Raw genomic sequence first — 24,552 nt, forward strand, 5'->3', positions numbered from 1 at the left:
CATCAAGACAGTCGGATTCATCGGCATCGGCAATATGGGTGCGCCGATGGCTGCCAATGTGAAGCGCGCCGGCTTTGAGGTCGTTGCATTCGACCTCGATCCCGCGCGCGCAAAAAAATGGGCGCAGGAAAACGGCGCGCGTTCGACCGATCAGCTTGCCGAACTCGGAAAGCTGTCCGACGCCATCGTCACCATGCTGCCGACGGGCAAGGAAGTGCGCGAAGCGCTCTTCACCATGCAGGGCGGCGCGCTTGCCGCGAATCTGAAGGCAGGCGCATTCGTGATCGACATGAGCTCAGCCGATCCGGTCGCGACGCGTGCGCTCGGCACCGACCTCGCCGCGCGCAATCTGAAGCTTGTGGATGCGCCGGTTTCGGGCGGCGTACCGCGTGCCAGGGACGGATCGCTCGCGATCATGATCGGAGGTGACGCGGCGTCGGTCGCGGCGGTGAAGCCGGTCCTCGCCCGCATGGGATCGAAGCTGTTCGAAGTCGGCACGCTCGGCTGCGGACACGCGATGAAATGCCTCAACAATTTCCTCGCCGCGACGAGCTTCGCCGCAGCAGCGGAGGCCGTCACCGTCGGCCGCAAGTTCGGGCTCGACCCTGAAGTGATCGCCGACGTCGTGAATGTCTCAACCGGACGAAGCTTCGCGTCCGAAATGCTGATCAAGCAGCATCTGCTGAGCGGCACGTTCGGGACCGGCTTCGCGCTTGGGCTTCTCGCCAAGGACGTTAAGATCGCGGCCGACCTCGCCCAGCAGATCGGTGTCAACGCGCCGGTCGGCCAGCTTATTTGCGACATGTGGGCGGACGCGCGCGACGCGCTGGGCGGCGATCAGGATCACACCCGGGCCGCCGTGCATTGGGAGAAGCGTGCTCTTCCCACCGCAGCCGAATAGCCGGGCCCGCCCCGGCGTGGACAACCCGCGGTATCGCTGCCGGCTAGCCTAACGCTGACGGTAGCGATAACCTGCCGCCTTCGGATCGCTGCCATAAGGCGACCTTGGGAGGACATTGATGAAGCGCTCCATTTTCTCCGCGACCACGGCTCTGCTTGCAGCCGCACTTGCCGGTCCCGCACTCGCGCAGGACAAACCGGTCGAACTTCGTTTCAGCCACTGGGTGCCGCCGGGACACCCGATGCATCCTGCAGTCGAGGCCTGGGCCGAGTCGATCAAGAAGGCTTCGAACGGGACTATCACGATCAAGATTTATCCGGCGCAGCAGCTCGGTAAGGCCTTTGATCATTACAACATGGCGAAAGACGGCATCGCCGATTTCGCGCATGTGAATCCCGGCTATGAGCCGGGACGATTCCCGATCATGGGCGCGTCGGAACTGCCTTTCATCTTCGCGAATTCGAAGGCCGGAAGCGCGGGCGTCGACGCCTGGTATCGGAAATATGCCGACAAGGAGATGAAGGACGTCAAGTATTGCGTGACCTTCATGCACGACCCGGCGACGTTCCATACCACCAACAAAAAGGTGACCACGCCGGGCGACGTGAAAGGCATGAAAATCCGTCCCGCCAACGCCACGATCAGCCGTTTCATCTCACTCCTTGGCGGCACCAATGTTCCGGCGTCGGCTCCGGAATCGCGCGACCTTCTCGAAAAGGGTGTTGCCGAAGGCATCACCTTCCCATGGGGGTCGGTTGTCCTGTTCGGCATCGACAAGGTCACGAAGTATCATCTCGACTCGGCGCTCTACGCGACCGAGCAGACCTTCGTGATGAACAAGGACAGGTACAACGCGCTGTCGCCGGCGCAGCGCAAGGTGATCGACGATCACTGCACGCCCGAGTGGGCAGAGAAGATTGCGACACCGTGGGCCGACATGGAATCCGCCGGACGCGACAAGATCAAGGCGCAGGCCGGCAAGGAGGTCTACACCATCACGCCGGCCCAGCTCGCAGAGTGGCGCAAGGCGGCCGAGCCGCTGAAGGCCGAGTGGGAAGCGCAGGTAAAGAAAGCCGGTGGCGATCCCGCCGCGATCTACAAGGACCTTCAGGACGAACTGAAGAAGCGCAACGCGCTGTACTGATGCGTTACGGCCGGCGCTGCTAAGCGCCGGCCTCTTTTTCGAAAGCTGTAGCCCCGCCCCTGCCGATCCGTTACGATTTGCACCGCGAACAGACTGGCGGGTAACCCGGCCAGCTCGGTTGGCTCAAAAAATCAATTTGGGCCGGCGCCACGCCGGCCACGGGGAGAAACACGACTATGTTGCTTGGGTCTCGATTCATGCCGCTCAAGGCGGGCGGATTGCTTGTCACGACACTCGCACTCGCGTTGCTGCTGCCTGCCGCCCCGGCGCAGGCCCAGCCGCAGAAGGTCGAGGTCGATCTTGAGCACGTCGCGGTCACCTGGACGGTGTCACACGGCGGCTTCTCTCTGGTGATGGGTCAGTTCCGGCAGATCAACAAGGCCGAGATGACCTTCGACCGCAAAGATCCGTCAAACAGCAAGATCAGCGTGGAAATCGAAGCGGCCAGCATCGATTCAAACCATCCCTATCGCGACAACTGGATCAGGTCGGAAGCCGAGCTGGATGTCTGGAAGCACCGGACCATCACCTTCGAGAGCACGAAGATCGAGAAGACCGGCGAAAACACCGGCAAGATGACCGGAAACCTCACGATGCATGGCGTGACGCAGCCGGTGACCATGGATGTGACCTACAACAAGAGCGGTCTGCATCTTTCAAAGAAATACACAATCGACGGCTTCACCGCGAAGGGCAAGCTGAAGCGGCCCGATTTCGGCATGAAGGCGTTCATCCCGTGGATCGGAGAGGAAGTCGAGTTCGTGATCCAGCTCGAATCCAAGCGGGCGAACGATCCGACCTGATGGTGCAACGGCGGAGCGGTCGACACGGCCGGCCTGCATCATGCTGATAGGAAATACGGCCGAGCGGTTCGGTTTCGTGACCAAGACGCTGCATTGGCTCACGCTGGTGCTGCTGATCGGATCGTTCACGCTCGCCGTCAGCATGGTCAACATGCCGTTCAGCCCGCGCAAGCTCGAGTTCTACTCGTGGCACAAATGGGTGGGCGTAACGATCTTCCTCGTGGTTCTGCTGCGGCTGGGCTGGCGGCTCATCAATCCCGTGCCGCAGCCTCCGCAGGGCACGCCGCCATGGCAGCGACGCCTCGCCGGATGGTCGCACGCCGCGCTATACGCGATCCTGATCGTGATGCCGGTGACGGGATGGATCATGAGCTCGGCGCTCAACCTGCCGGTGGTCTATCTCGGGCTCATCCATATCCCGAGCCCGTTCGGTGTGGATCGGGCGCTCGGCGAGACCATGAAGGTCGTGCACCTGTCGCTCGCCATAGCACTTCTGACGCTGGTCGCGGTTCACGTGCTGGCCGCGCTCTATCATCACTTCGTTCAGCGCGACGATGTGTTGCGGCGCATGTTGCCGTGGCCCGCACGCCTGAAGGGTACGAACGCAGTCAACTGGAAAACTCAGTAATGATGCATGTGACACGTCGGTTCATCGTCACCGCAACGATGCTCGCAGGTGCCGCGCTTGCACTCCTTGCAGACGCGACGCTCGCAGCCGATGCGCCGGAATGGACTGTCGATGCCGGAAAAAGCAGCATCGTGTTCACCGGCCGGCAGATGGGCGTGCCGAGCAGCGGGCGGTTCAAGAGCTTCACCGCAAAAGTGAAATTCGATCCCGCCGACCTGCCCGCAAGTGCGGTTGAGGTCGTCGTCGATGTGGCAAGTGCGGATGCCGGCAATCCGGATATCGACAAGGAACTCAAGCAGGCGAAATGGTTCGACGCCGCGACCTTCCCGACGGTGCGCTTCGTGACCACGGCGCTCCGCGCCAAGACCGCGGACAGCGCCGGCAAGGGCGACTACGAAGCCGCCGCGCGGCTTACGATCCGCGATGTCACGGCCGATGTCGTGCTGCCGTTCAAACTGGATATCGCCCCTGACTCCGCAGATCCCAGCCAGCTCGTCGCACGGATGACCGGTGAATTGACTATCAGCCGGACGAAATTCGGCGTAGGCCGCGACGAATGGCGGGACACCAAGATCGTGGGTGACGAAGTTGGGCTCAAGATCGAGGTTCTGGCGCGCCGCAAGAAGTAACCGCACGCGCCGGACCAGTCCAAAACTCACCCCTGTTGCAAAAACGAAAGCGCGGGCATGACGCCCGCGCTTTCTTGTTTTCATCGATCGTATCGTTCGCGGCTCAAGCGGTGGGCGCGGGCGGCGGCAGCGGCTCGCTGCGCCGGGTGATCGCGACCGTCATCTCGCCGACCTTCTCGACCTTGGCATGCATCACGTCGCCGGCCTGCACCGGGCCGACGCCTTCCGGCGTACCCGTCATGATGATGTCGCCGGGATAGAGCGTGTAGAAGTTCGAGCAATACGAGACCAGCTTCGCGACACCGAAGATCAGGCGCGACGTATTGGACTTCTGGCGCACCTGGCCATTGACCAGGATTTCGAGATCGAGATTCTCGGGGTCCGGAATTTCGTCGGCCGTCACGACATACGGGCCGACCACCGAAAAACGGTCGAGCGACTTGCGCAGCGAGCGCTCCTCCGGACCACGGATCGTCATGTCGAGGCCGATCGCGTAGCCTGCGATGTATTTCAGCGCGCCCTCTTCCGGCACGTTGAAACAGGTCTCGCCGATGATCGCCGCCAGTTCGACCTCGTGATCGGTGCGCCGGTCCTTCTCAACCACCGGCACCGGCTCCGAGGGACCCGAGAGCGACGAATTCGACTTCAGGAAAACGCCGTAATGGTCGATGGTCTTGATGGTCTTGCCGAAGTTGATCTGCGCGTCGGCGTTCGCTTCGTCGATATGCGCGTGATAGTTGACCGGCGCGCCGATCACCTTCGACGGGTTCGGCACCGGGTTCAGAAGCTTCACCGACGAGATCGGTACGGGCGTCACGCGATCTGCGGCGGCTTCCATGTCGCCGCGGATCTTTGGCAGCGCGACGACGAGCGGGTCGTGAGCCGGTAGCGGCCAGCGGACCGCCGGAAGCTTTTCGAGAACCGGCGTGACATCGTGAACCATGTCACCCCGCACCACTCCGAGGCGATCGTTATTGAACCTGCAATAGCGCATTCCTAGCTCTCCGCGAAAAGTCGCGGCACAGCTAATGCATTCCCGTCACCGGATCAAATTCAATCCGGTGATCGGCCCATCAACGGTTCAGGTCCGCGCGCCGATTTGGCGCCTCAATTGACTTTGGCGCCGGTCTTCTTGACGACATCGGCCCATTTGTCGACGTCCTTGCGAAGATAGGCGTCGAACTCCTTCGGGCTCATGACCATCGGGACGGCGCCCTGCTTCGCCCAGGCCTCCCGCACATCGGGCCGGTTCACGATCTTGGTGATCTCGGCATTGAGCTTGTCGACGATCGCCTGCGGGGTCTTTGCCGGGGCCATGAGGCCCAGCCAGATCGTCGCCTCGTAACCCGGCACGCCGGCCTCGGACACCGTCGGCACGTCCGGCGTCAGTTCGGAACGCTTCGCGCCGGTGGTCGCGAGTGCCCTCACCTGCCCCTGCTTGGCGCTGTTCGACATCGTGGTGACAGCATCGAACATCATTTGCACGTGCCCGCCCATCACGCTGGAGCGCGCCTCGCCCGAAGCCTTGTGCGGGACATGCACGATGTCGGTGCCGCTCATTGCTTTGAAGAGTTCGCCCGCCATGTGATATGGCGTCCCCGGACCGGACGATGCGTAGTTCAGACCACCCGGCTTCGATTTCGCGAGATTGATAAATTCCTTCACGTCCTTCGCCTGCACCGAAGGATGCACCACCATCATCAGATCCGAATAATTGATCGGCGCGACCGCGACGAAATCATTCATCAGCTTGAACGGCTTGTTCGGTGTCAGCGTCTCGTTGACCGTGTGGGTGTTCGACATCAGCAGCAGCGTGTAGCCATCGGCTTCGGACTTCGCGACGGCATCGGTGCCGATGATGGAACCTGCACCGGGACGGTTCTCGACCACGAAAGGCTGCTTCAGCGTTTCGCCGAGATGCTGCGCGAGCACGCGCGCATAGACATCGGCCGGCCCGCCCGCGCCGAACGGCACGATGATCTTCACCGAACGCGACGGATAATCCTGCGCCTGCGCGGCAAACGATGCGACAGACACGAAAAGAGCGGCGGCTATTCCGAGCACGCGCCGGTGTGACATCGTCATCCTCCCTGATTTGCTGTTATGCGATTGATAAAGCACCAGGTGCGAGGCTGCAATTCCTCGCACCCGTCTCGCTTTTCATCAGGTGGAAATCAGACGACCGCGACGATGTCGGGTTCAGCCTTGCCGTCGAAGAGACGCTGCACATCCGCGCAGCGGCATTCGAGCGCCACACGCTGATTGATGTAGCCCTTGTCCGTGATCTCGTTCCTGTCGATGGACGGCATATCCGGCAGCAGCAGCACGCGGGCAATCCGCATCGTGGCTCCGGTGTGGACCTTGTTCCACTGCACGAACGCCTTGTGCAGATGCTCGTGCACCTTCGGATGTCGCGCGTAGAACGCAAGGTCGCCGTCTTCGCCGGTGACCTGCTTGCAGCCCGCGGCATTAAGCCACGCCACGAGTCCGACCTGATCGCGCCCTTCACCGCACACGATGGCGTCCTGCAGCACGGGTGTCGCCGCCGCAATCGCGCCGATACGGAGAGCGCCGACCGTGACCCACGTGCCGTTCGTCAGCTTGAAATCCTCGGCAGTGCGGCCGTCGAAGATCAGCCCCTGGCTCGGATCGTTCGGGTCGGCGAAACGCACCGCGTCGCCCGGCATGTAATAGCCTTCCTCGTCGAACATCGCACCGGTGAGATCGGGTCTGCGCCAATAGCCGGGCGTGATGTTCGGACCCCGCGCGCGGATCTCGAGCTTGCTGCCGACCGGAACGAGCTTCACTTCGCAGCCCGGCACAGGCACGCCGACATTGCCGGCGCGTTCGAGGAAATAGTGCGCCGAGGTCGCGAGCGGCGCGGTTTCGGTGGTTCCCCATGACGATGTCATCGGGATACGGGTGCCGGTGATGCGCAGGGCCAACGCCTCGAGCCGTTCCCACATATCCTGCGGCAGCGACGCGCCGGCGTAGAAAAGAAGCCGCACCCGCGAGAAGAATTTCCTTGCGAGTTCTTCGTCCTTTTCAAGGAATGGCAGCAGCGCGCCGTAGCCCGCCGGCACGTTGAAATAGACGGTTGGCGCGATCTCTCGAAGGTTCGCGACGGTCTGTCCGACGAGTGCAGGCAAAGGCTTTCCGGCATCGATGTAAAGCGTACCAGCCTGGTGCAGGACCAGATTGAAATTGTAGTTGCTGCCGAAGGTGTGATTCCAGGGTAGCCAATCGACCAGCACCATCGGATCGTCGTTGAGGAACGGCCACACCTGAACGGACTGCTGCTGGTTCGCCGTCAGCATGCCATGCGTGTTGATTACGCCCTTCGGCAAGCTCGTGGAGCCTGACGTGAACAGGAACTTCGCGATGGTGTCCGGCCTGATCGATGCGACGGCGTTCTCGACCGCCGGCCCCGGTTGCGTGCTTTCCAGATCGGAGAACAGCGTGACGTTCGGCAGGTTGGCGCCGTTCTTCCCGGCGACGATCGGCGCGGTGACATGCGCCAGCGCCTTCGCAAATGGTGCAGTGTCGGAAACGTAGACCAGCCCCGGCGTCAGCAGTTCGTTGATGTATTTGAGCTTGGCGTGATCCTGGCTCTGTAGCGAATAGGCGACTGAGATCGGCGCGATCGGGATGCCGGCGGTGTAGCACCCAAGCGTGAGGAGCCCGAGTTCGACGGCGTTTCCGGACAGCGCCATGACTGGACGTTCGGCGGAGAGGCCGCGATCGATCAGCGCCTGCGCGATCGCGTCGGCCTTCTGTCGCGCCTGCGCATAGGTCACGCCGGCCCAGGCGCCGGAGGCATCGCGCTCGGCCATGTGAAGACGATCCGGGTGCCGCTCGACGGCGTGACGGAAGAGACGCGCCAGACTTGGCACGTAGGCGGCGAGCGGCTGCTCGGCCCGCAGCACGATCGAACCGTCTGCCCTGTTGTCGCGCGTCACCCGCGGCTCGGCGAAGCGGATGGGGCGAAACGGCGGCTTACCGGCTTCTGATGCCGGTTTTGGCATTGTCGAATTCACAGAGCGTCCTCCCAGACGACATGCATTATAATGCATGTCGTCGCCGGCCCCTGTCAACGAGACCGATCAGGCGGACGAATGCGCCTGCATGCCATTGATGCGCAGCGACGGCGTGGACGCGTCGAGGCGGAGGACGATTTCCACGCTTGCCAGTTCGCAGCAGTTTCGGCCGCGCTCCTTTGCCAGATACAGCGCCTGGTCCGCCTGTCCGAGCAGATCCGGCAGGTCGAACGGGCCGTGCTCGGAGACCGCGATCCCGATGCTGCAGGTCGCCGCAACCGGATGGCCATCCACATCTGCTGCTGCATCCTTGAATGCGTGGCGAATGCTTTCCGCAACTTCCATCGCGCGCTTGCGATCGACGTCGTAGAGCGCGATCGCGAACTCCTCGCCGCCGAGCCGCCCCAGGAGATCGTCAGATCCAATATTGGCGTGTGCGGTCTCGGCAAAGACCTGCAAGACACGGTCGCCGAGCGCATGGCCGAACGAGTCGTTGATGGACTTGAAGTGGTCGAGGTCGATCAGCAGAACCGCTGCGGGTCGCGGATCGTCCTTGATCCGCTCTGCCATCACCGCAGCACCTTCGAGGAAAGCGCGGCGGTTCGGGATTCCGGTCAGCGGATCGACCAGCGATGCGGTCTTGTGCAGCAATTCGGTGCGTTCCTTCGCCATGGCCAACAGGATGAAGGCAATGGCAATCGTGAACAGCAGGGCCTCGAAGCTCAGCACCGTGAGCCACACGCTTTCGTAAACCTGGGTATCGGGAATCCACGGCAGCACGGTCGACAGCGGCGTGCGCAGCAGGAACAGCGCGCCGTGCGCGAACAGCATGAAGATAACCGGCCAGCGCGACACCAGCGGTTCGCTGCGGCCGCGCCAGAATTCGTAAGCCGCAGCCCATGTGTAGCCGGTGATGATGAAGGACGCGATCAGGATGCGCGCTTCCATCGAATTCGCAATCGCAGGAATGCGGCACACGGCGAGCCAGATGAGCGCGCCGGCAAACAGCCCCAGATAGCTCGGCGGACGGCCATCGAAGATGCGTGCACCGACCCAGGTGGCCGCGAAGGCCGTGAACAGAACGGCGTTCGACAGGTCGATCGCCACCCATTCGGGCGCCGAGCCGTAAAGGCCAAACAGCGCGATCGAAAGCGCACGAAGCAGATGCGATGAACCCCACCACGCCACGGCCGTGATCGCCGAGTTCTGGACCCAGGCAAACAGCAGCAACAGTCCGAGCATCGCCTCGACGTAAATCGTGACGAGAAACAGGGTGTTGACGTCAAGGTTCATAGGCTTTGTCACCGAGCGAACGGGTGACGATCAGGGCTTACCGTTCAGCGGATGTCCTTACGGGAACTGGACAAAGAATGGGTGAAGAGCCGTTCAAAAGAGCCCGCCTGAAGCCGCGATGGTTTCGGCTTCCTTTCCCGGAAGGCTGGCATTTGCTGCGATTCTCGAACCGGGTGTCCGGCGCTTGTCGCTGCAACCTTCCGCGACCACAGGAGCCCTTGACGAGCCCCCACCTGATTGCGGCATTCTTGCGTTGCCGTTCATGGTGCTGAAGTGGTGGCGGGTGTTCACGTCGAGGCCGCCCGGCTGGGGTTAACGGAAGCTCTACGCGTTTCCGTCCCGCAGCATGCGTCCTACCCCTCCTGCCACCGATCAGGTCCATGCGGTCGCGGAGAGCCCACGGCAAGATCAGGAACGCATCGATGTCTGCTCCGATCATCGTTACCCCGGACACGCGAAGCGCTGCATTGGCGGGATTGCCGGGGACCGCGAGGCTCGCCTTCTCGCTTGCGGAAAATATCCGCTGCGGATCTCTTGAAGTGACATTGCCCGACGGGCGCACGCTGGTGTTCCGCGGGGCGCAGTCCGGTCCCACCGCCAGCATGGTCGTGAAGAACTATCGCTTCGCCTGGCGCACCCTGCGCTCCGGCGATATCGGCGTTGCGGAGGCCTATCTGCGCGGCGAGTGGGACACGCCGGACCTCACTGGCTTTCTTTATCTCTTCTGCATCAATCGCGAAATGATGGAGCGTGTGCTTGGCGGCAACGCCGTCGTGCGATGGCTTCAGGTGCTGCGTCACTGGCTCAATCGGAATACCAAGCGGCAGGCCCGCAAGAACATTCACGCGCATTATGACCTGGGCAACGCGTTCTACTCGGCGTGGCTCGATCCGACCATGACCTACTCATCGGCGATGTTCGATGCCGGCGGCAATGACCTGACGGCCGCGCAGTTGCGCAAGTATCAGAGCCTCGCCCAGTCGATCGACCTGAAGCGCGAGCAGAGCGTGCTCGAAATCGGCTGCGGATGGGGCGGCTTCGCCGAGTTTGCGGCAAAGACCTATGACGCGCGCGTGGTCGGGCTGACCATCAGCCGCGAACAGCACGACTTCGCGCGCAGGCGCGTGTTCGAAGCCGGGCTCGCCGACAAGGTCGATATCAGGCTGCAGGATTATCGCGACGAACGCGGCCGCTATGACCGGATCGCCTCGATCGAAATGCTGGAGGCCGTGGGCGAGAAATTCTGGCCGGCCTATTTCGCTCAGCTGCGCGACCGGTTGAAGCCCGGCGGGGCCGCGGGCATCCAGACCATCACCATCCAGGAGCGATTCTTCGACAATTACCGGCGCGAGATCGACTTCATCCGTCGCTACGTCTTCCCGGGCGGCATGCTGCCGACCCCATCGACCCTCAAATCGCTCGGCGACCGATTCGGGGTCCCCTTCCGGACCGAGCGGATTTTCGGCGAGGATTATGCGCGAACCCTCGCCGAGTGGCGGGAGCGATTCCGTGCAGCCTGGCCGCAGATCACCCCGCTCGGCTTCGACGAGCGGTTCCGCAGGCTCTGGGAGTACTACCTCGCCTATTGCGAAGCCGGATTCCTGTCCCGCAACATCGACGTCCGGCAGATGGTTTTCACCCGGGGGACCTGAGCGCGAGCAAATCCTCCTCCCTTCCCGCCGCGCAAACCACCCATCCGCGTCATGCCTTGTCGCATCGGGCGCACCCCGATAGGGTCCGCCCCAATTCTCGTTGGCGGGCGTCCGGACGCAAAGCCGGTACCCACTTTGCTGGTCGCACGCCGTAGTGCCGGATCCTGCATATGAACATCAAAGACGGCGTCATCGACGCCATTGGCAACACGCCTCTGATCAAGCTCAAGCGCGCGTCCGAAATGACCGGCTGCACGATCCTCGGCAAGGCCGAGTTCATGAATCCGGGCCAGTCGGTCAAGGATCGTGCCGGCCGGCAGATGATCCTGGAAGCCGAGAAGCGCGGCGACCTGAAGCCGGGCGGTCTCGTCGTGGAAAGCACGGCGGGCAATACCGGGATCGGGCTCGCGCTCGTCGCCAATGCGCGCGGTTATCGCACGCTCATCGTCATCCCGGAGACGCAGAGCCAGGAAAAGAAGGACATGCTGCGGCTGTGCGGCGCCGAGCTCGTCGAGGTGCCGGCCCTGCCCTACGCCAATCCCAACAATTATCAGCATGTCGGGCGCAGGCTCGCCGACGAGCTGCGCAAGACCGAAAAGAACGGCGTGCTGTTCGCCGACCAGTGGAACAACCTCGACAACCGCAAGGCGCACTACACCTCGACCGGTCCGGAAATCTGGCGCGATACGGGCGGCAAGATCGACGGCTTCATCTGTTCCGTCGGCACCGGCGGCACGCTGGCCGGGACCTCGACATTCCTGCGTGAACAGAAGAGCAGCATCGCGATCGGCTGCGCCGATCCGCGGGGCGCTGCGATGTATCACCTGTTCAAGGACGGCAAGCCGACGGTGACGGAAGGCGGTTCGATCACCGAAGGCATCGGCCTCGCCCGGATCACGCCGATCATCGAGGATATCAAGGTCGATCACTCGTACCTGATCCCCGACGAAGAGGCGGTACCGATCGTGTTCGATCTGCTCGAACACGAAGGCCTGTGCCTCGGCGGATCGTCCGGCATCAACATCGCCGGCGCGATCCGCCTCGCCAAGGATCTCGGCAAGGGTGCAACCATCGTGACCGTGCTGTGCGACTACGGCACCCGCTATCAGTCGAAGCTGTTCAATCCGGATTTCCTGCGGTCGAAGAACCTGCCGGTCCCGGAATGGCTGACGCGCAAGAGCACGATCAAGCCACCGTTTGTGTGAGTACGCCATGAACACCGAAGCAAAACCCGCGAGCCGCGCGCTCGTTTCGACGCAATGGCTGCAGGACCATCTCGATGCGCCCGACATCGTGGTGGTGGACGGCTCCTATTATCTGCCCGCGATGAATCGCAGCGCGCGCGAGGAATATCTCGCCGGCCACATACCGGGTGCAGTGTATTTCGATATCGACGCGATCTCCGACCATTCGAGCGACCTGCCGCATATGCTGCCGTCGCCGGAAGCGTTCTCGTCGGCGATGCGCAATCTCGGGATCGGCGACGGCATTACCATCGTGGTCTATGACGGCGGAGGGCTGTTCTCGGCGCCGCGCGTCTGGTGGACGTTCCGGACATTCGGCGTCCGTGACGTCTACATTCTCGATGGCGGTCTGCCGAAATGGAAGGCTGAGGGCCGTCCGCTCGATTTCGGCGAGGTCAGACGCACGCCGCGCCACTTCACGGCACGCTTCAATCGCGGCGCCGTCGCCGACGTCGAGGACGTGAAGAACGCACTCGCAAATCCCGATATCCAGGTAGTCGATGCACGCAGCGCCGGCCGGTTTGCCGGGACCGCGCCCGAGCCGCGGCCGGGGCTGAAGTCCGGTCACATGCCCGGTGCACTCAACCTGCCCTTCGACACGCTGATCGAGGATGGCCGGCTGGTCGCGCCGGAACAGATCAGGGCGAAATTCGCGGCCGCTGGAATAGACACGGACAAGCCGGTGGTGACGACCTGCGGCTCCGGCGTGACCGCCGCAGTGCTGTGGTTTGCGCTCGATGCCATCGGCAAGGAGCCCAAGGCGCTCTACGACGGCTCGTGGACGGAATGGGCGTCGCGCGGCGATTTGCCAATCGAGTCAAAGGGCTGAGGCGGAGCGTCGCTGCAGCGCGACAGCTCGGCCCTTGGTCAAGCGTCCGCACGCATGATAAACGCTTGCATGGCCATGAATGCGTTGTCCGAGCCCCGCTCCACGCCGAGCACGTCCGGGTCACCCGACGTTACCGGCTTCTATCACGAGAAGACCGGGAGCATCGTCTATCTTGTTGTCGATCCGGCCACGCGGCACGCAGCGATCATCGATCCCGTGCTCGATTTCGACCCGCGCTCAGGGCGCGTCACGACGGCATCCGCGGACGCCATTCTGAAGGTCATCGCGGAACGCGGCCTAACGATCGACTGGATCCTCGACACGCACCCGCATGCCGATCACTTCTCCGCCGCGGCCTACCTGAAGGAAAAGCTCGGCGCTCCCACGGCGATTGGCGCCAAGGTGGCCGATATCCAGAAGCTCTGGGAAAAGATCTACAACCTGCCGCCCTACTCCACGCAATACTGGGATCGCCTGTTCGCGGACGGCGACACCTTCAGGATCGGCTCGCTCGACGCCCGCGTCATATTGTGTGCGGGCCATACGCTGGCGTCCGTCACCTACGTGGTGGGCGATGCCGCTTTCGTCCACGACACGCTGTTCCAGCCGGATTCCGGCACGGCACGTTGCGACTTTCCGGGCGGTAGCGCGTCAACGCTGTATGATTCGATCCAGCGCATCCTCGCACTGCCCGACGCGACGCGGCTGTTCACGGGTCACGACTACAGGCCCAACGGCCGGCCGGCCCAGTGGGAATCAACGGTCGCGCAGCAGAAGCGCGACAACACCCATGTCGGTGGCGGCCGCGATCGCACGTCCTATGTCGCAATGCGCGAGGCGCGCGACAAAACCCTGCCCCTGCCTGAACTGATGCTCGCGGCATTGCAGGTCAACCTGCGCGGCGGTCGCCTCCCGGATCCGGAAGACAACGGTCGCAGCTACCTGAAGATCCCGTTCAACGCGTTCTGAAGCGCTCTCCGTCAGCGCCGTCCCCGCTCGCGCGGGGGCGACGGGAGGATTGTCTCAAGTCCGCTTGAACTTCTTCAACCGGAATGCCAGCGCGATCCAGGTCACGCCGAGCAGCATCGCGAACCAGCCAATGATCCAGGCGACCGCGAGCGCGCCGACCGCCGGACGCGCGATCAGGATCACGCCGAAGATCACCGTCAGCAGACCGCCGAGACCAAGCAGCCATTCGCCCTCGATCTCCTTGCGCAGCTTGATCGCGCCCCAGATCTCCATGATGCCGGCGACGATCGCCCAGCAGGCGATGAACAGCAGCAGGATGATCGCGGTCTTCACGGGCCAGGCGAAGGTCAGGATACCGGCGGCGATGCCCGCCACACCAACAATCGCGAGCCACCAGCGCGGCGCGATCATGCCGCCCTTGCCGAAGATCGCGGTCCACAATGCGAGCACGCCGTCGATGAGGGCGAACGCGCCCCAGAACATGGTCAGCGTCAGGAGAGTGATGCCCGGCCACAGGAATGTGAGAAATCCGAAGATCAGCGCTGCGATCCCGCGCAGCAACAGCACCCACCAGTGATCCGCGAGCGCATGCAGCATCACCGCACCCGACAGCGGGCCCGGTACCGGTTGAGCCTGAGTGCTCATGGTATGTCTCCTCGAAAAACGGCTGTCGCCGACTTGCCGGCACGCCTGCCCCGACTGAACGCCGGCACGCAGCGACTCGCGATTCCGCAGGCAAGAAAAGCTAGCGCCTTTGATGGAACCTGACCAATCAAAACGGGCCTAAGGCGCGCGCCGGGCGCATACCGGTGCTGCGCGTTGCGGCGCGTCGGGGATGTCAGTTCAGGATCTGACTGAGGAAGAGCTTGGTCCGCTCGTGCTTCGGATGCGCGAAGAACTCCGCCGGCACGTTGACCTCGACGATCTGTCCCTCGTCCATGAACACGATGCGGTCGGCGACCTGGCGCGCGAAGCCCATCTCGTGCGTTACGACCAGCATGGTCATGCCGCTTTCCGCCAGTTCGACCATGGTCTCCAGCACCTCCTTGACCATTTCCGGGTCAAGTGCGGATGTCGGCTCGTCGAACAGCATGATCTTCGGACTCATGCAGAGCGCACGGGCGATCGCGACCCGCTGCTGCTGACCGCCCGAAAGCTGACCGGGATATTTGTTGGCCTGCTCGGGAATGCGCACACGCTCGAGATAGTGCAGCGCAACCTCTTCGGCTTTCTTTTTCGGCATCTTGCGCACCCAGATCGGCGCAAGCGTCAGGTTCTCCATGACGGTCAGATGCGGGAACAGGTTGAAGTGCTGAAATACCATGCCGACCTCGCGCCGAACTTCGTCGATACTCTTGAGGTCATTGGTCAGCAGCACGCCGTCCACCACAACCCGGCCCTGCTGGTAATCCTCGAGCCGGTTGATGCAGCGGATCATGGTCGACTTTCCCGATCCGGACGGGCCGCAAACCACGATCCGCTCGCCGCGTCCGACGGTCAGGTTGATGTCGCGCAGCACGTGGAAATCGCCGAACCATTTATGCATGCCGGCGATTTCGACAGCCGGGATGTCGCCGGCTTTTTCAGGCGTACGGGTTTCGCTCATCGCTTGTGCCCGGTCTCGAGCCGCCGCTCGACGCCTCGCGCATAGCGCGACATCATGAAGCAGCAGATAAAATAGAAGAGGGCGGCGAACGCATAGCCCGTAGTCGATGTCACCGGCGTCGCCCATTTCGGATCGATACGGGCGGCCTCGATCGTGCGCAGGAAATCGAAAATGCCGACGATGAACACGAGCGTCGTATCCTTGAACAGCGCGATATTGCTGTTGACGATATTCGGGATCGTGATGCGCAATGCCTGCGGCAGGATGATCAGACCCATCATCTTCCAGTAGCTCAAACCGAGCGCCTGCGCACCCTCGTATTGTCCGCGCGGGATCGCCTGCAGCCCCGCCCGCACCACTTCGGCCATGTAGGCGGCGGCGAACAGCGCGACACCGACCAGCGCACGCAGCAGCTTGTCCGGCGACCAGGCTTCCGGAACGAACAGCGGCAGCATCACGCTCGCCATGAACAGTACTGTGATGAGCGGCACGCCGCGCACGAACTCGATGAAGATGATCGAGAACAGCCGCACCGCCGGCATCCTCGAGCGGCGCCCGAGCGCAAGCACAACACCGAGCGGCAGCGAGAACACGATGCCGACGGCAGAGACCACCACCGTCACCAGGATGCCGCCCCAGAGCGAGGTCGGAACGTACGAGAGCCGCAGGGGCGCAAAGCCGAGCAGCAGCATGATCGAGACGATCGGCAGCACGATGAAGAAGTAAACCGCGGCGACACGCTTGTTCGGCGCCCAGGTCGCGAGCAGCCACACGATTCCGATCGCAAGCAGCGCGAAGAACGTATCGACGCGCCAGCGCTCGTTGACCGGATAAAAGCCGTAGATGAAGAAGTTGATGCGCTCGGCCACGAAGGCCCAGCAGGCGCCAACCCGGGGACGGTCCGGCGTCACGATACAGGCCGCACGATCCTCGCCGACCCAGACCGCGTCGAAGATCAGGAAGTTCAGGAGCGGCGGGACGATCCACCACAGCACCAGCAGCGACAACAACGTCAGAACGATATTGAGCGGGCCGGAGAACAGGTTCTCGCGCAGCCAGCCTGTGACGCCGCGCCCGCTGGCGGGCGGCGGCATTGCGGGGACGGGTTCGGTGCGGACGAAAGCCTGTGGCCGCATCGTCATCGCTCCACCAGCGCGATGCGCCGGTTGTAGAGATTCATGAGCCCCGATGTAGCGAGGCTGATGGTCAGATACACCGCCATGGTAATCGCAACCACCTCGACGGCCTGCCCCGTCTGGTTCAGCACCGTCCCGGTAAAGACCTGCACCAGATCCGGATAGCCGATCGCGACGGCAAGCGAGGAATTCTTGGTCAGGTTCAGATACTGGTTGGTCAGCGGCGGCACGATCACGCGCATCGCCTGCGGCACGACGATCAACCGCAATGTCGGCAGCGGCCGAAGACCGAGAGAATATGCGGCCTCCGTCTGTCCATGCGAGACCGACTGCACACCGGCACGCACAGCCTCCGCAATGAAGGCCGCGGTGTAGATCGACAACCCGAACAGCAGCGCGGCGAATTCGGGAAGGATCTCGATGCCGCCACGGATGTTGAAGCGTCCCATCTCCGGGAAATCGAACGTAACCGGGAAGCCGGTGAGCGCCAGCGCGAGAAGCGGCAGCCCGAGAATCAGCGAGACACCGACTGCGAAAACCGGCGCCTGCTGCCCGGTCAGCGCTTGCCGCCGCCTCGCCCAGTGCCGGTACCCGAACGCGCCTGCAATGCCGAGGACGAATGCGATCGGTACGGCCTCGAAACCGGGTCCGAAAATCGGCTTCGGCAGGAACAGGCCGCGATTGTTGAGCAGCATGCCGCCGGGGATCGAGATGCTGTCGCGCAGCACCGGCAACGCTTTCAGCACGGCATTGTACCAGAACAGTAATTGCAGCAGCAGCGGCAGGTTGCGGATCACCTCGACATAGCCGCGCGCGAGCTTCGCAACGAGCACGTTCTTCGACAATTGCAGGATGCCGATCGCAAATCCGATGATGGTCGCAAAGACGATGCCGAGAAACGAAACCAGCAGCGTATTGAGCAGGCCGACCCAGAAGGCGCGGCCATAGGTCGATTGCGCCGAATACGGGATCAGGTGCTGGCTGATGTCGAAGCCCGCGGTCGAATTCCAGAAGTCGAACCCCGACGCGATCCGCGCACGCGCCAGATTCTCCGCCGCATTGGTGACGGCGCTATAGGCAAGCCAGACGATGACCGCGCAGAGCAGCAATTGGAATGCAATGCTGCGCCAGCGCGGATCGTAGAACGGGGAAATTCGGGGCGGTGCGGCCTGCGCCATCACGCGCTGCCGCGCCGGTCAGCGAACCGGCGGAGCGTATTGCAGGCCACCCTTGGTCCAGAGCGCATTCAGTCCGCGCGAGATCTTCAGCCGCGAACCCTGCCCCAGATTCCTTTCGAAGATCTCGCCGTAATTGCCGACATGCTTGATCATCTTGGCGCCGAAGTCGTTGGAGAGACCAAACGCCTCGCCGAACTTGCCTTCCGCGCCGAGCAGACGACGGATGTCCGGATTGTCGGACTTGGTCTGCGCATCGACATTGGCCTTGGTGATCCCGAGTTCTTCGGCGTTGATCAGCCAGAAGTTGACCCAGCGCACGATATCGAACCACTGGTCGTCGCCGTGGCGGACCGACGGACCAAGCGGCTCCTTCGAGATGATGTCCGGAAGGACGACATGGTCATCGGGCGCAGCAGTGCGCAGCCGTTCCGAATAGAGCGCGGAAGCGTCCGTGGTGTAGGCGTCGCAGCGCCCGGCGTCATAGGCTTTCACCGCCTCGTCGGAGGTCGCGAAGGTCACCGTCTTCAGCTTCATGTTGTTGGAGCGGAAGAAGTCCGCGAGATTGAGCTCCGTGGTGGTGCCCTGCTGCACGCAGACGGCTGCGTCGTTCAGTTCCAGCGCCGAATTCACCTTGAGCGCCTTGCGGACCAGGAAGCCCTGTCCGTCGTAATAGTTGACGCCCGTGAAGTTCAGGCCGTTGGTCGTGTCGCGCGACGAGGTCCAGGTGGTGTTGCGGATCAAGACGTCGACTTCGCCCGACTGCAACGCGGTGAAGCGATCCTTCGCGGTCAGCGGGATGAACTTGACCTTGGTCGGATCGTTGAAGATCGCAGCGGCGATCGCGCGGCAATAATCGACGTCAAAGCCGGTCCAGTTGCCCTGCGCGTCCGGCAAGCCGAATCCGGCGAGATTTCCGTTGGCGCCGCAATTGAGGACGCCGCGCTGCTGCACCTGCTTCAGCGTCTGCGCTTCCGCGGCCGAGCCCGCGATACCAACCAGGGTTGCGAGGGCGAGTGTAAAAAGGCTGCGCTTCATGATGTGTCCCCAATACTCCATCGGGCCGCGATGCTAAGGCTTGCGTGATTGACGGCGTACGGCACCTGGCGCATCCGGCGCAAGCCTGCCCGCTCGCGCCAAAGGCCGCAGACGCGTTTAACCCTAGGCTGCCATGACCAATCCCGCAATTGACGCCATCTGAGAACGATTGCACAGACAGGTCAAGGGCTTGACTGGTCCTCGCCGGTTTGCCTGCTGTTCACTCCGGGACGCATGCCAGCCCGATACCATCCCTCCGGCTCAGGCCAAGGACATTCCAAGGACATTCCATGAGCAAGCCGAACGAGCCCCGCGACTACCGGACCGACACCCGCGTGGTGACCGCCGGCCGCACCCCGCGCGAGTATCACGGGTTCGTCAATCCGCCGGTTTATCACGGCTCAACCGTGCTCTATCCGACCGCGGCCGACATGGTCGCACATCGCGCCCGCTATCGTTACGGCCGCCGCGGCACGCCCACATCGGAAGCGCTCGAGAATGCGCTGCGCGAACTGGAGGGGCCGCAATGCGCCGGTGTCGCGCTACTGCCCTCCGGGGCGGCTGCGGTGTCGACGGCGCTGCTCTCGGTCCTATCCGCAGGCGACCACCTGTTGATCACCGACAGCGTCTATCGCCCGACCCGCACCTTCGCCGATTCGGTCCTGAAGCGGTACGGGGTGGAAACCAGTTACTACGATCCGCTGATCGGAGCGGACATCGCAGGCCTGTTCAAGCCGAACACCCGCGCGGTGTTTGTCGAAGCGCCCGGCTCGCAAACCTTCGAAATGCAGGACATCCCGGCGATCGCACGCGTTGCCCATGACAAGGGCGCCGTCGTCCTGATGGACAACACCTGGGCGACCCCGCTCTACTTCCAGGCCTTCGCCCATGGCGTCGATCTGTCCATCCAGGCCGGCACCAAGTATATCGGCGGACATTCGGACATCATGTTCGGAACGGTGTCGGCCAACGCGGCGACCTGGCCGCAGCTCAACGAGACGGTCGGGAATTACGGGCTCTGCGCCGGCCCGGACGATGTCTATCTCGCGCAACGAGGCCTGCGCACCATGTCGGTGCGGCTCGAGCGCCATCAGCGCTCCGCGCTCGAAATTGCACAATGGTTCGAGCAGCGGCCGGAAGTGCTGAATGTGCTGTATCCGGCCCTGCCCTCGCATCCGGGTCACGCGATCTGGAAGCGGGACTTCACCGGTGCGTCCGGATTGTTCAGCATCGTCCTCAAGCCAGTGTCGGAAAAAGCGCTCTATGCGTTCTGCGACGCGCTGTCGTTGTTCGGCATGGGCTTTTCCTGGGGCGGCTATGAGAGCCTTGTCATCATCTACGACTGCACGGATTACCGGACCGCGACGTCCTATGCGCCGGGCGGACTTGGCCTGCGCTTCCACATCGGTCTGGAAGACACGCGTGATCTGATCGCCGATCTGGAACGCGGCTTCGCCGCGCTCCACGAAGCAGAGCGCAACTGATGCGCGTCAGCGATCGCCGAGCGAACGGTAGATGGTGAAGGCAACGCGGCCGCCGCTTCCGAAGCTGTAGCCGCGGAAGCGGGACACTTGCGTGTAGCGCACGTCGATCGCTTCCGCGCGGCGGGCAAAGGTTCGTTCGAGTGCCTGTTCGACGACGGCAAACCGGCAATCGTCGTCACCCCTCAGGAAATCCGCGGCACCCGCGGCGCTCGTCAGCACCGTGTCGGTGCCCGACAGGAACACCATGCTGGGCTCGTGATAGCCCGCGGCCGCGATCCTCGGCGTCTTGCAACCGGTCGCGTGGATCGAGCGCTGGATCGAAACGCTGGGAAACAGACCCTGGAGCGCGGGGAGGACGGACCAGTAAACCGCGATCGACAGCAGGACTGTCGTGACGGACGCGCGCAACAGCGAGCGCTCGATGCCATCGACATCGTAGAGCCACCAGGCGCGGAAGCCGAAGACGATGGCCGCGGCGAGGAACGGCCAGGCCTGCCAGCCGAGTTCGCCCTCGTAGCGCAGCAGTAGAAACAGCGCGCCGACAAACACCAGCACCGGGACCGCGAACCACCAGAACGTGCCCCACTCCATCCACGACTTGCGCGACATTTGCCCGGTCTCGATCGCGCGCGCGAGCAGGATGGCGACAGCCGGGTAGAGCGGCAGCACGTAATGCGGAAGCTTGGTGATGGCCAGTTCGAACACGATCCAGGCCGGGACCAGCCACGCCAGCAGAAACTTGACCGGCGTCTCCCACTTCTCCCGCCATACGCCGGGAACGGCCATGCCGGCGAGCAGCGAGGCCGGCCAGAAGGTGAGGAAGAACAGCACGATGAAATAGCCCGGCAGTGCGCCGTGCCCTTCCTGGCTGGTGTAGACCTTTTTCAGTGCGTCACCGACGATCGAGTCTGAAAAGAAGGTCGATCCGGTCCGCGCCGAGATGGCGAGGAGCCACGGCAACACGAGCAGAAGAAGGATCGGAATTCCGATCAGCGGACGCAGCGCCTTCAACCACGATGCGGAGCGGTCGATCGCGGCCAGTGTCACGATCGGCAAGCCGACCAGCATCAGGATCACCGGTCCCTTGAGCAGCACACCTACGCCGAGCGCGATCCAGAACACAAAGGGCAGCGCGCGGTTGTCCGGTTCTTCGGCAGCGCGCGGCAGATAGGCGCGGGCAAGCACGCCCATACACAACACCGTCATGAACAGGAGCATCGCGTCGGTTCTGGCCAGGCGCGCCTCGATCCCCAGCATGATCGACGCCGCCATCATCATGGCCGCGAGGATCGCCGCGCGCCGGCTGACGAACATACCCGCGACCCAGAGCGTCGCCAGCACCGCACCGACCGCGCCGATCAGGGAAGGGATACGATAGACGTAGATGCGGTCTGTCAGATCGCGGCGCGCGATGAATTCCGCGGTCTGCAGCGCCACGGCCTGCATCCAGTAGATGCCGATCGGCTTCTGATAGCGGACATCGTTCTGGAAGCGGATGTCGACATAGTCGCCGGTATCGACCATCTGCTTGGTGGCCTGCGCGAAGCGGGCCTCGTCCCGGTCGATCGGTGGGACTTTCGACTGGCCCGGCAGGAACGCCAGCAGCGAGAAAATCAGGACGAAGACGATCGCACGCGTGTCGGTTGCGGACGCATAGTCGAGCAATCCGCCGAGCCCCCGTTGCCAGGTTTCTCGCGGATTGCGCCTTGCAAAACTGTCATTGCCCCAACCGGTCGCCATGCGGGCGGGACCATAGGGAAAACGGATGCGGGGGGGAAGAACCGGTTACTGCAGCCGCACCATCACGCTGTCGGCTGTGCCTTTTCCGTCAACAACCGTCAGTCGCACGAAACCCGGCCCCTGCGGATCGAAGAAAATCGTGCGGCCCGCGCCCCGCTCCTGAGGCTTGCCGTTGACGAGGATGGTCAGCGGTTCGACCCCGCCGGCGATCTTGAGAGCGACGGGCTCGGGCCGGCCGTCGACCGCGCCGAGTTCGAGCCGCGCGCCGTTGGGCGGGAACATGATCCGCACCCGCTCGCTCGGCCGGACTCCAACACCCTCCGGGTTGAAGCGCTGGAGCGGGAGCGGCAGCTTGCCATTCGGTGCGAGGATTGCGCCCTTGGGCGCCGGAGGCAGCGCCGCCGGAAGATCGCCGGTGCGGGCGAACGCGTCGAACAGGATTGGCGCGGCCGCGGTCCGTCCGAGAATGCCGGGCACCGGTGCGCCATCCGGCCGGCCAACCCAGACGCCGATGGTCCGCCGCCCGTCGAAACCGACCGCCCAGGCGTCGCGATAGCCGTATGACGTGCCGGTCTTGAAGGCGATCCGGTTGCGCGCGGCGTTCTCCGGCGGGGGCGTCCCGATCAACACATTGCCAACATACCAGGCCGCAACCGGATCGAGCAGACGGCGCGGCGGACGCGCGAGCGCGGCATCGCTCCGGCGCTCGATCAGCGGGATGGTCATGCCCTGCCGTGCAAGGCCCGCATAAAGCATCGTCAGATCCGAGAGCGTGACCCCGACGCCGCCGAGTCCCATCGCCAAACCGGGCGCCTCGCCTTTCGGAAACACCATGTCGCCGCCGGCCTGTGACAGACGCGCCGTCAGACGCGCGGCACCGACACGATCGAGCAGTGCGACGGCGGGCACGTTGAGCGACAATTGCAACGCCTTGCGCACCGGAACGGTGCCCTGGAAGGTCAGGTCGAAATTCTCGGGCGCATAGTCGCCGTAGCGCGTCGGGCGGTCGTCAATCAGCGTTTCGGGATGCGCCAACCCATCCTCGAATGCGAGCCCATAGATGAATGGCTTCAGCGCCGAACCGGGCGAACGCAACGCGCGCGTCAGATCGACCTGCCCTGCCCGCGACGTGTCGAAGTAATCGGGTGACGCGACGCGCGCAAGAATTTCGCCGCTGGCATGATCCACCGCGAGGATCGCGACCGAAATATCGGCGCCCAACGACATTGCGCGTTCGCGCGCCAGCATTTCCAGCGCCTGCTGCAGACGCGCGTCGATGGTGAGTTCGTGCTTCAGGCGATCGGGTGCGGCGATCATCGCCTGATCGGCGGCATGCGCCGCAAGCGAAGGCATCGCCCTGCGTCGCGACGGCATGGCAACGGATTTCGCCGTCGCGACCTCATCGGCCGGAATGCCGATGTCACCCGCAATCCGGTCGAGCACGCGGTCCCGCGCGAGGCGCGCGCGCTCCGGCGAGCGGTCGGGCCGGCGCGCTTCCGGAGATTGCGGCAGCGCCACCAGCAGCGCGGCCTCGGTGCGCGACAGCCGCTTCGGCTCCTTGCCGAAATAGGCGAGCGAGGCCGCGCGCGTACCTTCGAGATTGCCGCCATAGGGCGCAAGCGAGAGATACAGCGCAAGGATATCATCCTTGCTCATCGCGCGTTCGATCTGGATCGCGCGCACCATCTGGCGCAGCTTTGCACTCAGCGTGCGCTCGGTCCGCGGCTCGAGCAGACGCGCGACCTGCATGGTGATGGTCGACGCGCCCGACACGATCTCGCGATGGATCAGCCATTGCCAGGCCGCGCGCATCATGGCGGCGGGATCGACGCCATGATGCGTCCGAAACCGTTTGTCCTCGTACGCGATCAGCATGGCGAGGTAACGCGGATCGACATCCTCGACCCCGGCTTTCAGCCGCCATCGGCCCTCCTCGGTGGCATAGGGCCGCAGCAGCCGCCCGTCGCGGTCGACCACTTCGACCGAATAGGACAGCGCATCGGCGCGCGGCAGCGGGGGAAGCGAGCGCACCCACAAGCCGAAGGCAAGCGCGCCCCCGGCAAGGAACGCGCTCGCCACACCCAATGCTATCGCCGCGCGGCGCCTCATTTGGCGGCCGTCACCTCGACCTTGCCCGTCGCCGTACGGCCGAACCGGTCGGGACGATACATGTCTTCCACGAAGGCCTGCGGATGCGTGTATGTGCCCGGCGCAACGGCGCGCACCACATACGCCACCGTGAAG

The 24,552-nt window shown here is 63.6% G+C and carries 22 protein-coding genes; 10 read left to right on the forward strand and 12 right to left on the reverse strand.

The window, feature by feature from the left end; all coding sequences use genetic code 11:
- The 5 genes from VNZ93_RS11195 to VNZ93_RS11215 form a co-directional block, all read left to right on the forward strand.
- On the forward strand, positions 1–901 hold a 901-nt coding region (locus tag VNZ93_RS11195; RefSeq protein WP_325704392.1), incomplete at its 5' end, for an NAD(P)-dependent oxidoreductase.
- Positions 902–1,019: 118 nt separating this feature from the next.
- Positions 1,020–2,045 (forward strand): TRAP transporter substrate-binding protein, encoded by a 1,026-nt coding sequence (locus VNZ93_RS11200; protein WP_325704396.1) that lies wholly within the window; start codon positions 1,020–1,022, stop codon positions 2,043–2,045.
- A gap of 197 nt (positions 2,046–2,242) precedes the next feature.
- Complete coding sequence (locus tag VNZ93_RS11205; protein WP_325704399.1) at positions 2,243–2,848, forward strand: YceI family protein; 606 nt, start codon at positions 2,243–2,245, stop codon at positions 2,846–2,848.
- Between the two features lie 40 nt (positions 2,849–2,888).
- Positions 2,889–3,476 carry a cytochrome b gene (locus tag VNZ93_RS11210; RefSeq protein WP_325704402.1) on the forward strand — a complete coding sequence of 196 codons (588 nt, stop codon included), beginning with the start codon at positions 2,889–2,891 and terminating at the stop codon, positions 3,474–3,476.
- Entirely contained in the window at positions 3,476–4,105 is a 630-nt protein-coding gene (locus VNZ93_RS11215; RefSeq protein WP_325704406.1) for a YceI family protein, read from the forward strand. Before VNZ93_RS11210 ends, VNZ93_RS11215 begins: the two co-directional genes overlap by 1 nt.
- A 103-nt stretch (positions 4,106–4,208) precedes the next feature.
- Here the strand turns inward: VNZ93_RS11215 and VNZ93_RS11220 are convergent, their stop codons facing one another.
- The 4 genes from VNZ93_RS11220 to VNZ93_RS11235 form a co-directional block, all read right to left on the reverse strand.
- The gene (locus tag VNZ93_RS11220) at positions 4,209–5,099 is read right to left on the reverse strand and encodes a fumarylacetoacetate hydrolase family protein (protein WP_325704409.1); all 891 of its coding nucleotides are present in this window, start codon (positions 5,097–5,099) and stop codon (positions 4,209–4,211) included.
- A 113-nt stretch (positions 5,100–5,212) separates the two neighbouring features.
- A complete protein-coding gene (locus VNZ93_RS11225; RefSeq protein ID WP_325704412.1) occupies positions 5,213–6,184 on the reverse strand; it encodes a tripartite tricarboxylate transporter substrate binding protein in 972 nt (323 codons plus the stop codon).
- A gap of 95 nt (positions 6,185–6,279) precedes the next feature.
- Positions 6,280–8,130, reverse strand: coding sequence for a feruloyl-CoA synthase (locus VNZ93_RS11230; protein WP_325704415.1), 1,851 nt, complete (start codon positions 8,128–8,130; stop codon positions 6,280–6,282).
- 78 nt (positions 8,131–8,208) lie between these two features.
- Positions 8,209–9,435: a GGDEF domain-containing protein gene (locus VNZ93_RS11235; protein ID WP_325704418.1), complete on the reverse strand. Its 1,227-nt coding sequence runs from the start codon at positions 9,433–9,435 to the stop codon at positions 8,209–8,211.
- Between the two features lie 422 nt (positions 9,436–9,857).
- Between VNZ93_RS11235 and VNZ93_RS11240 the strand changes: the two genes are divergently transcribed.
- The 4 genes from VNZ93_RS11240 to VNZ93_RS11255 all read left to right on the forward strand — a co-directional run bounded on the left by VNZ93_RS11240 (position 9,858) and on the right by VNZ93_RS11255 (position 14,129).
- Positions 9,858–11,087, forward strand: a complete 1,230-nt coding sequence (locus tag VNZ93_RS11240; protein ID WP_325704422.1) for a cyclopropane-fatty-acyl-phospholipid synthase family protein — start codon at positions 9,858–9,860, stop codon at positions 11,085–11,087.
- A gap of 170 nt (positions 11,088–11,257) precedes the next feature.
- Complete coding sequence (locus tag VNZ93_RS11245) at positions 11,258–12,292, forward strand: cysteine synthase A (RefSeq protein ID WP_325704425.1); 1,035 nt, start codon at positions 11,258–11,260, stop codon at positions 12,290–12,292.
- Between the two features lie 7 nt (positions 12,293–12,299).
- Complete coding sequence (sseA, locus tag VNZ93_RS11250; RefSeq protein ID WP_325704428.1) at positions 12,300–13,160, forward strand: 3-mercaptopyruvate sulfurtransferase; 861 nt, start codon at positions 12,300–12,302, stop codon at positions 13,158–13,160.
- Between the two features lie 69 nt (positions 13,161–13,229).
- Positions 13,230–14,129: an MBL fold metallo-hydrolase gene (locus VNZ93_RS11255; RefSeq protein ID WP_325704431.1), complete on the forward strand. Its 900-nt coding sequence runs from the start codon at positions 13,230–13,232 to the stop codon at positions 14,127–14,129.
- Positions 14,130–14,183: 54 nt separating this feature from the next.
- Here the strand turns inward: VNZ93_RS11255 and VNZ93_RS11260 are convergent, their stop codons facing one another.
- From VNZ93_RS11260 to VNZ93_RS11280, 5 genes are all read right to left on the reverse strand, one after another.
- A complete protein-coding gene (locus VNZ93_RS11260) occupies positions 14,184–14,774 on the reverse strand; it encodes an HdeD family acid-resistance protein (RefSeq protein WP_325704435.1) in 591 nt (196 codons plus the stop codon).
- A gap of 193 nt (positions 14,775–14,967) precedes the next feature.
- On the reverse strand, positions 14,968–15,735 hold the full coding sequence (locus VNZ93_RS11265; protein WP_325704437.1) for an amino acid ABC transporter ATP-binding protein: 768 nt from the start codon (positions 15,733–15,735) through the stop codon (positions 14,968–14,970).
- On the reverse strand, positions 15,732–16,877 hold the full coding sequence (locus VNZ93_RS11270) for an amino acid ABC transporter permease (RefSeq protein ID WP_414710052.1): 1,146 nt from the start codon (positions 16,875–16,877) through the stop codon (positions 15,732–15,734). Before VNZ93_RS11270 ends, VNZ93_RS11265 begins: the two co-directional genes overlap by 4 nt.
- The gene (locus VNZ93_RS11275) at positions 16,874–18,049 is read right to left on the reverse strand and encodes an amino acid ABC transporter permease (RefSeq protein ID WP_325704443.1); all 1,176 of its coding nucleotides are present in this window, start codon (positions 18,047–18,049) and stop codon (positions 16,874–16,876) included. Before VNZ93_RS11275 ends, VNZ93_RS11270 begins: the two co-directional genes overlap by 4 nt.
- 18 nt (positions 18,050–18,067) lie before the next feature.
- Complete coding sequence (locus tag VNZ93_RS11280) at positions 18,068–19,084, reverse strand: amino acid ABC transporter substrate-binding protein (RefSeq protein ID WP_325704446.1); 1,017 nt, start codon at positions 19,082–19,084, stop codon at positions 18,068–18,070.
- A gap of 290 nt (positions 19,085–19,374) precedes the next feature.
- Here VNZ93_RS11280 and metC point away from each other — a divergent pair, with 290 nt between their 5' ends.
- Positions 19,375–20,568: a cystathionine beta-lyase gene (metC, locus tag VNZ93_RS11285; RefSeq protein ID WP_325704448.1), complete on the forward strand. Its 1,194-nt coding sequence runs from the start codon at positions 19,375–19,377 to the stop codon at positions 20,566–20,568.
- Positions 20,569–20,574: 6 nt separating this feature from the next.
- Here metC and VNZ93_RS11290 read toward each other — a convergent pair whose 3' ends face one another.
- From VNZ93_RS11290 to VNZ93_RS24925, 3 genes are all read right to left on the reverse strand, one after another.
- Positions 20,575–22,308 carry a glycosyltransferase family 39 protein gene (locus VNZ93_RS11290; protein WP_325704451.1) on the reverse strand — a complete coding sequence of 578 codons (1,734 nt, stop codon included), beginning with the start codon at positions 22,306–22,308 and terminating at the stop codon, positions 20,575–20,577.
- A gap of 45 nt (positions 22,309–22,353) precedes the next feature.
- Positions 22,354–24,417, reverse strand: coding sequence for a penicillin-binding protein 1C (gene pbpC, locus VNZ93_RS11295; RefSeq protein ID WP_325704454.1), 2,064 nt, complete (start codon positions 24,415–24,417; stop codon positions 22,354–22,356).
- On the reverse strand, positions 24,414–24,552 hold a 139-nt coding region (locus tag VNZ93_RS24925), incomplete at its 5' end, for a hypothetical protein (RefSeq protein ID WP_414710053.1). The genes VNZ93_RS24925 and pbpC, both read right to left, overlap by 4 nt.

Origin of the sequence: Pseudorhodoplanes sp. (assembly GCF_035565795.1) — a bacterium.
In the GTDB taxonomy this organism is placed as follows: Bacteria; Pseudomonadota; Alphaproteobacteria; order Rhizobiales; family Xanthobacteraceae; genus Pseudorhodoplanes.

Excerpts from the sequence above, each read along its gene's own strand:
- VNZ93_RS11200 (WP_325704396.1), top strand. The coding sequence starts at position 1,020 with ATGAAGCGCTCCATTTTCTCCGCGACCACGGCTCTGCTTGCAGCCGCA.
- VNZ93_RS11205 (WP_325704399.1), top strand. The coding sequence starts at position 2,243 with ATGCCGCTCAAGGCGGGCGGATTGCTTGTCACGACACTCGCACTCGCG.
- VNZ93_RS11210 (WP_325704402.1), top strand. The coding sequence starts at position 2,889 with ATGCTGATAGGAAATACGGCCGAGCGGTTCGGTTTCGTGACCAAGACG.
- VNZ93_RS11215 (WP_325704406.1), top strand. The coding sequence starts at position 3,476 with ATGATGCATGTGACACGTCGGTTCATCGTCACCGCAACGATGCTCGCA.
- VNZ93_RS11220 (WP_325704409.1), bottom strand. The coding sequence starts at position 5,099 with ATGCGCTATTGCAGGTTCAATAACGATCGCCTCGGAGTGGTGCGGGGT.
- VNZ93_RS11225 (WP_325704412.1), bottom strand. The coding sequence starts at position 6,184 with ATGTCACACCGGCGCGTGCTCGGAATAGCCGCCGCTCTTTTCGTGTCT.
- VNZ93_RS11230 (WP_325704415.1), bottom strand. The coding sequence starts at position 8,130 with ATGCCAAAACCGGCATCAGAAGCCGGTAAGCCGCCGTTTCGCCCCATC.
- VNZ93_RS11235 (WP_325704418.1), bottom strand. The coding sequence starts at position 9,435 with ATGAACCTTGACGTCAACACCCTGTTTCTCGTCACGATTTACGTCGAG.
- VNZ93_RS11240 (WP_325704422.1), top strand. The coding sequence starts at position 9,858 with ATGTCTGCTCCGATCATCGTTACCCCGGACACGCGAAGCGCTGCATTG.
- VNZ93_RS11245 (WP_325704425.1), top strand. The coding sequence starts at position 11,258 with ATGAACATCAAAGACGGCGTCATCGACGCCATTGGCAACACGCCTCTG.
- sseA (WP_325704428.1), top strand. The coding sequence starts at position 12,300 with ATGAACACCGAAGCAAAACCCGCGAGCCGCGCGCTCGTTTCGACGCAA.
- VNZ93_RS11255 (WP_325704431.1), top strand. The coding sequence starts at position 13,230 with ATGGCCATGAATGCGTTGTCCGAGCCCCGCTCCACGCCGAGCACGTCC.
- VNZ93_RS11260 (WP_325704435.1), bottom strand. The coding sequence starts at position 14,774 with ATGAGCACTCAGGCTCAACCGGTACCGGGCCCGCTGTCGGGTGCGGTG.
- VNZ93_RS11265 (WP_325704437.1), bottom strand. The coding sequence starts at position 15,735 with ATGAGCGAAACCCGTACGCCTGAAAAAGCCGGCGACATCCCGGCTGTC.
- VNZ93_RS11270 (WP_414710052.1), bottom strand. The coding sequence starts at position 16,877 with ATGACGATGCGGCCACAGGCTTTCGTCCGCACCGAACCCGTCCCCGCA.
- VNZ93_RS11275 (WP_325704443.1), bottom strand. The coding sequence starts at position 18,049 with ATGGCGCAGGCCGCACCGCCCCGAATTTCCCCGTTCTACGATCCGCGC.
- VNZ93_RS11280 (WP_325704446.1), bottom strand. The coding sequence starts at position 19,084 with ATGAAGCGCAGCCTTTTTACACTCGCCCTCGCAACCCTGGTTGGTATC.
- metC (WP_325704448.1), top strand. The coding sequence starts at position 19,375 with ATGAGCAAGCCGAACGAGCCCCGCGACTACCGGACCGACACCCGCGTG.
- VNZ93_RS11290 (WP_325704451.1), bottom strand. The coding sequence starts at position 22,308 with ATGGCGACCGGTTGGGGCAATGACAGTTTTGCAAGGCGCAATCCGCGA.
- pbpC (WP_325704454.1), bottom strand. The coding sequence starts at position 24,417 with ATGAGGCGCCGCGCGGCGATAGCATTGGGTGTGGCGAGCGCGTTCCTT.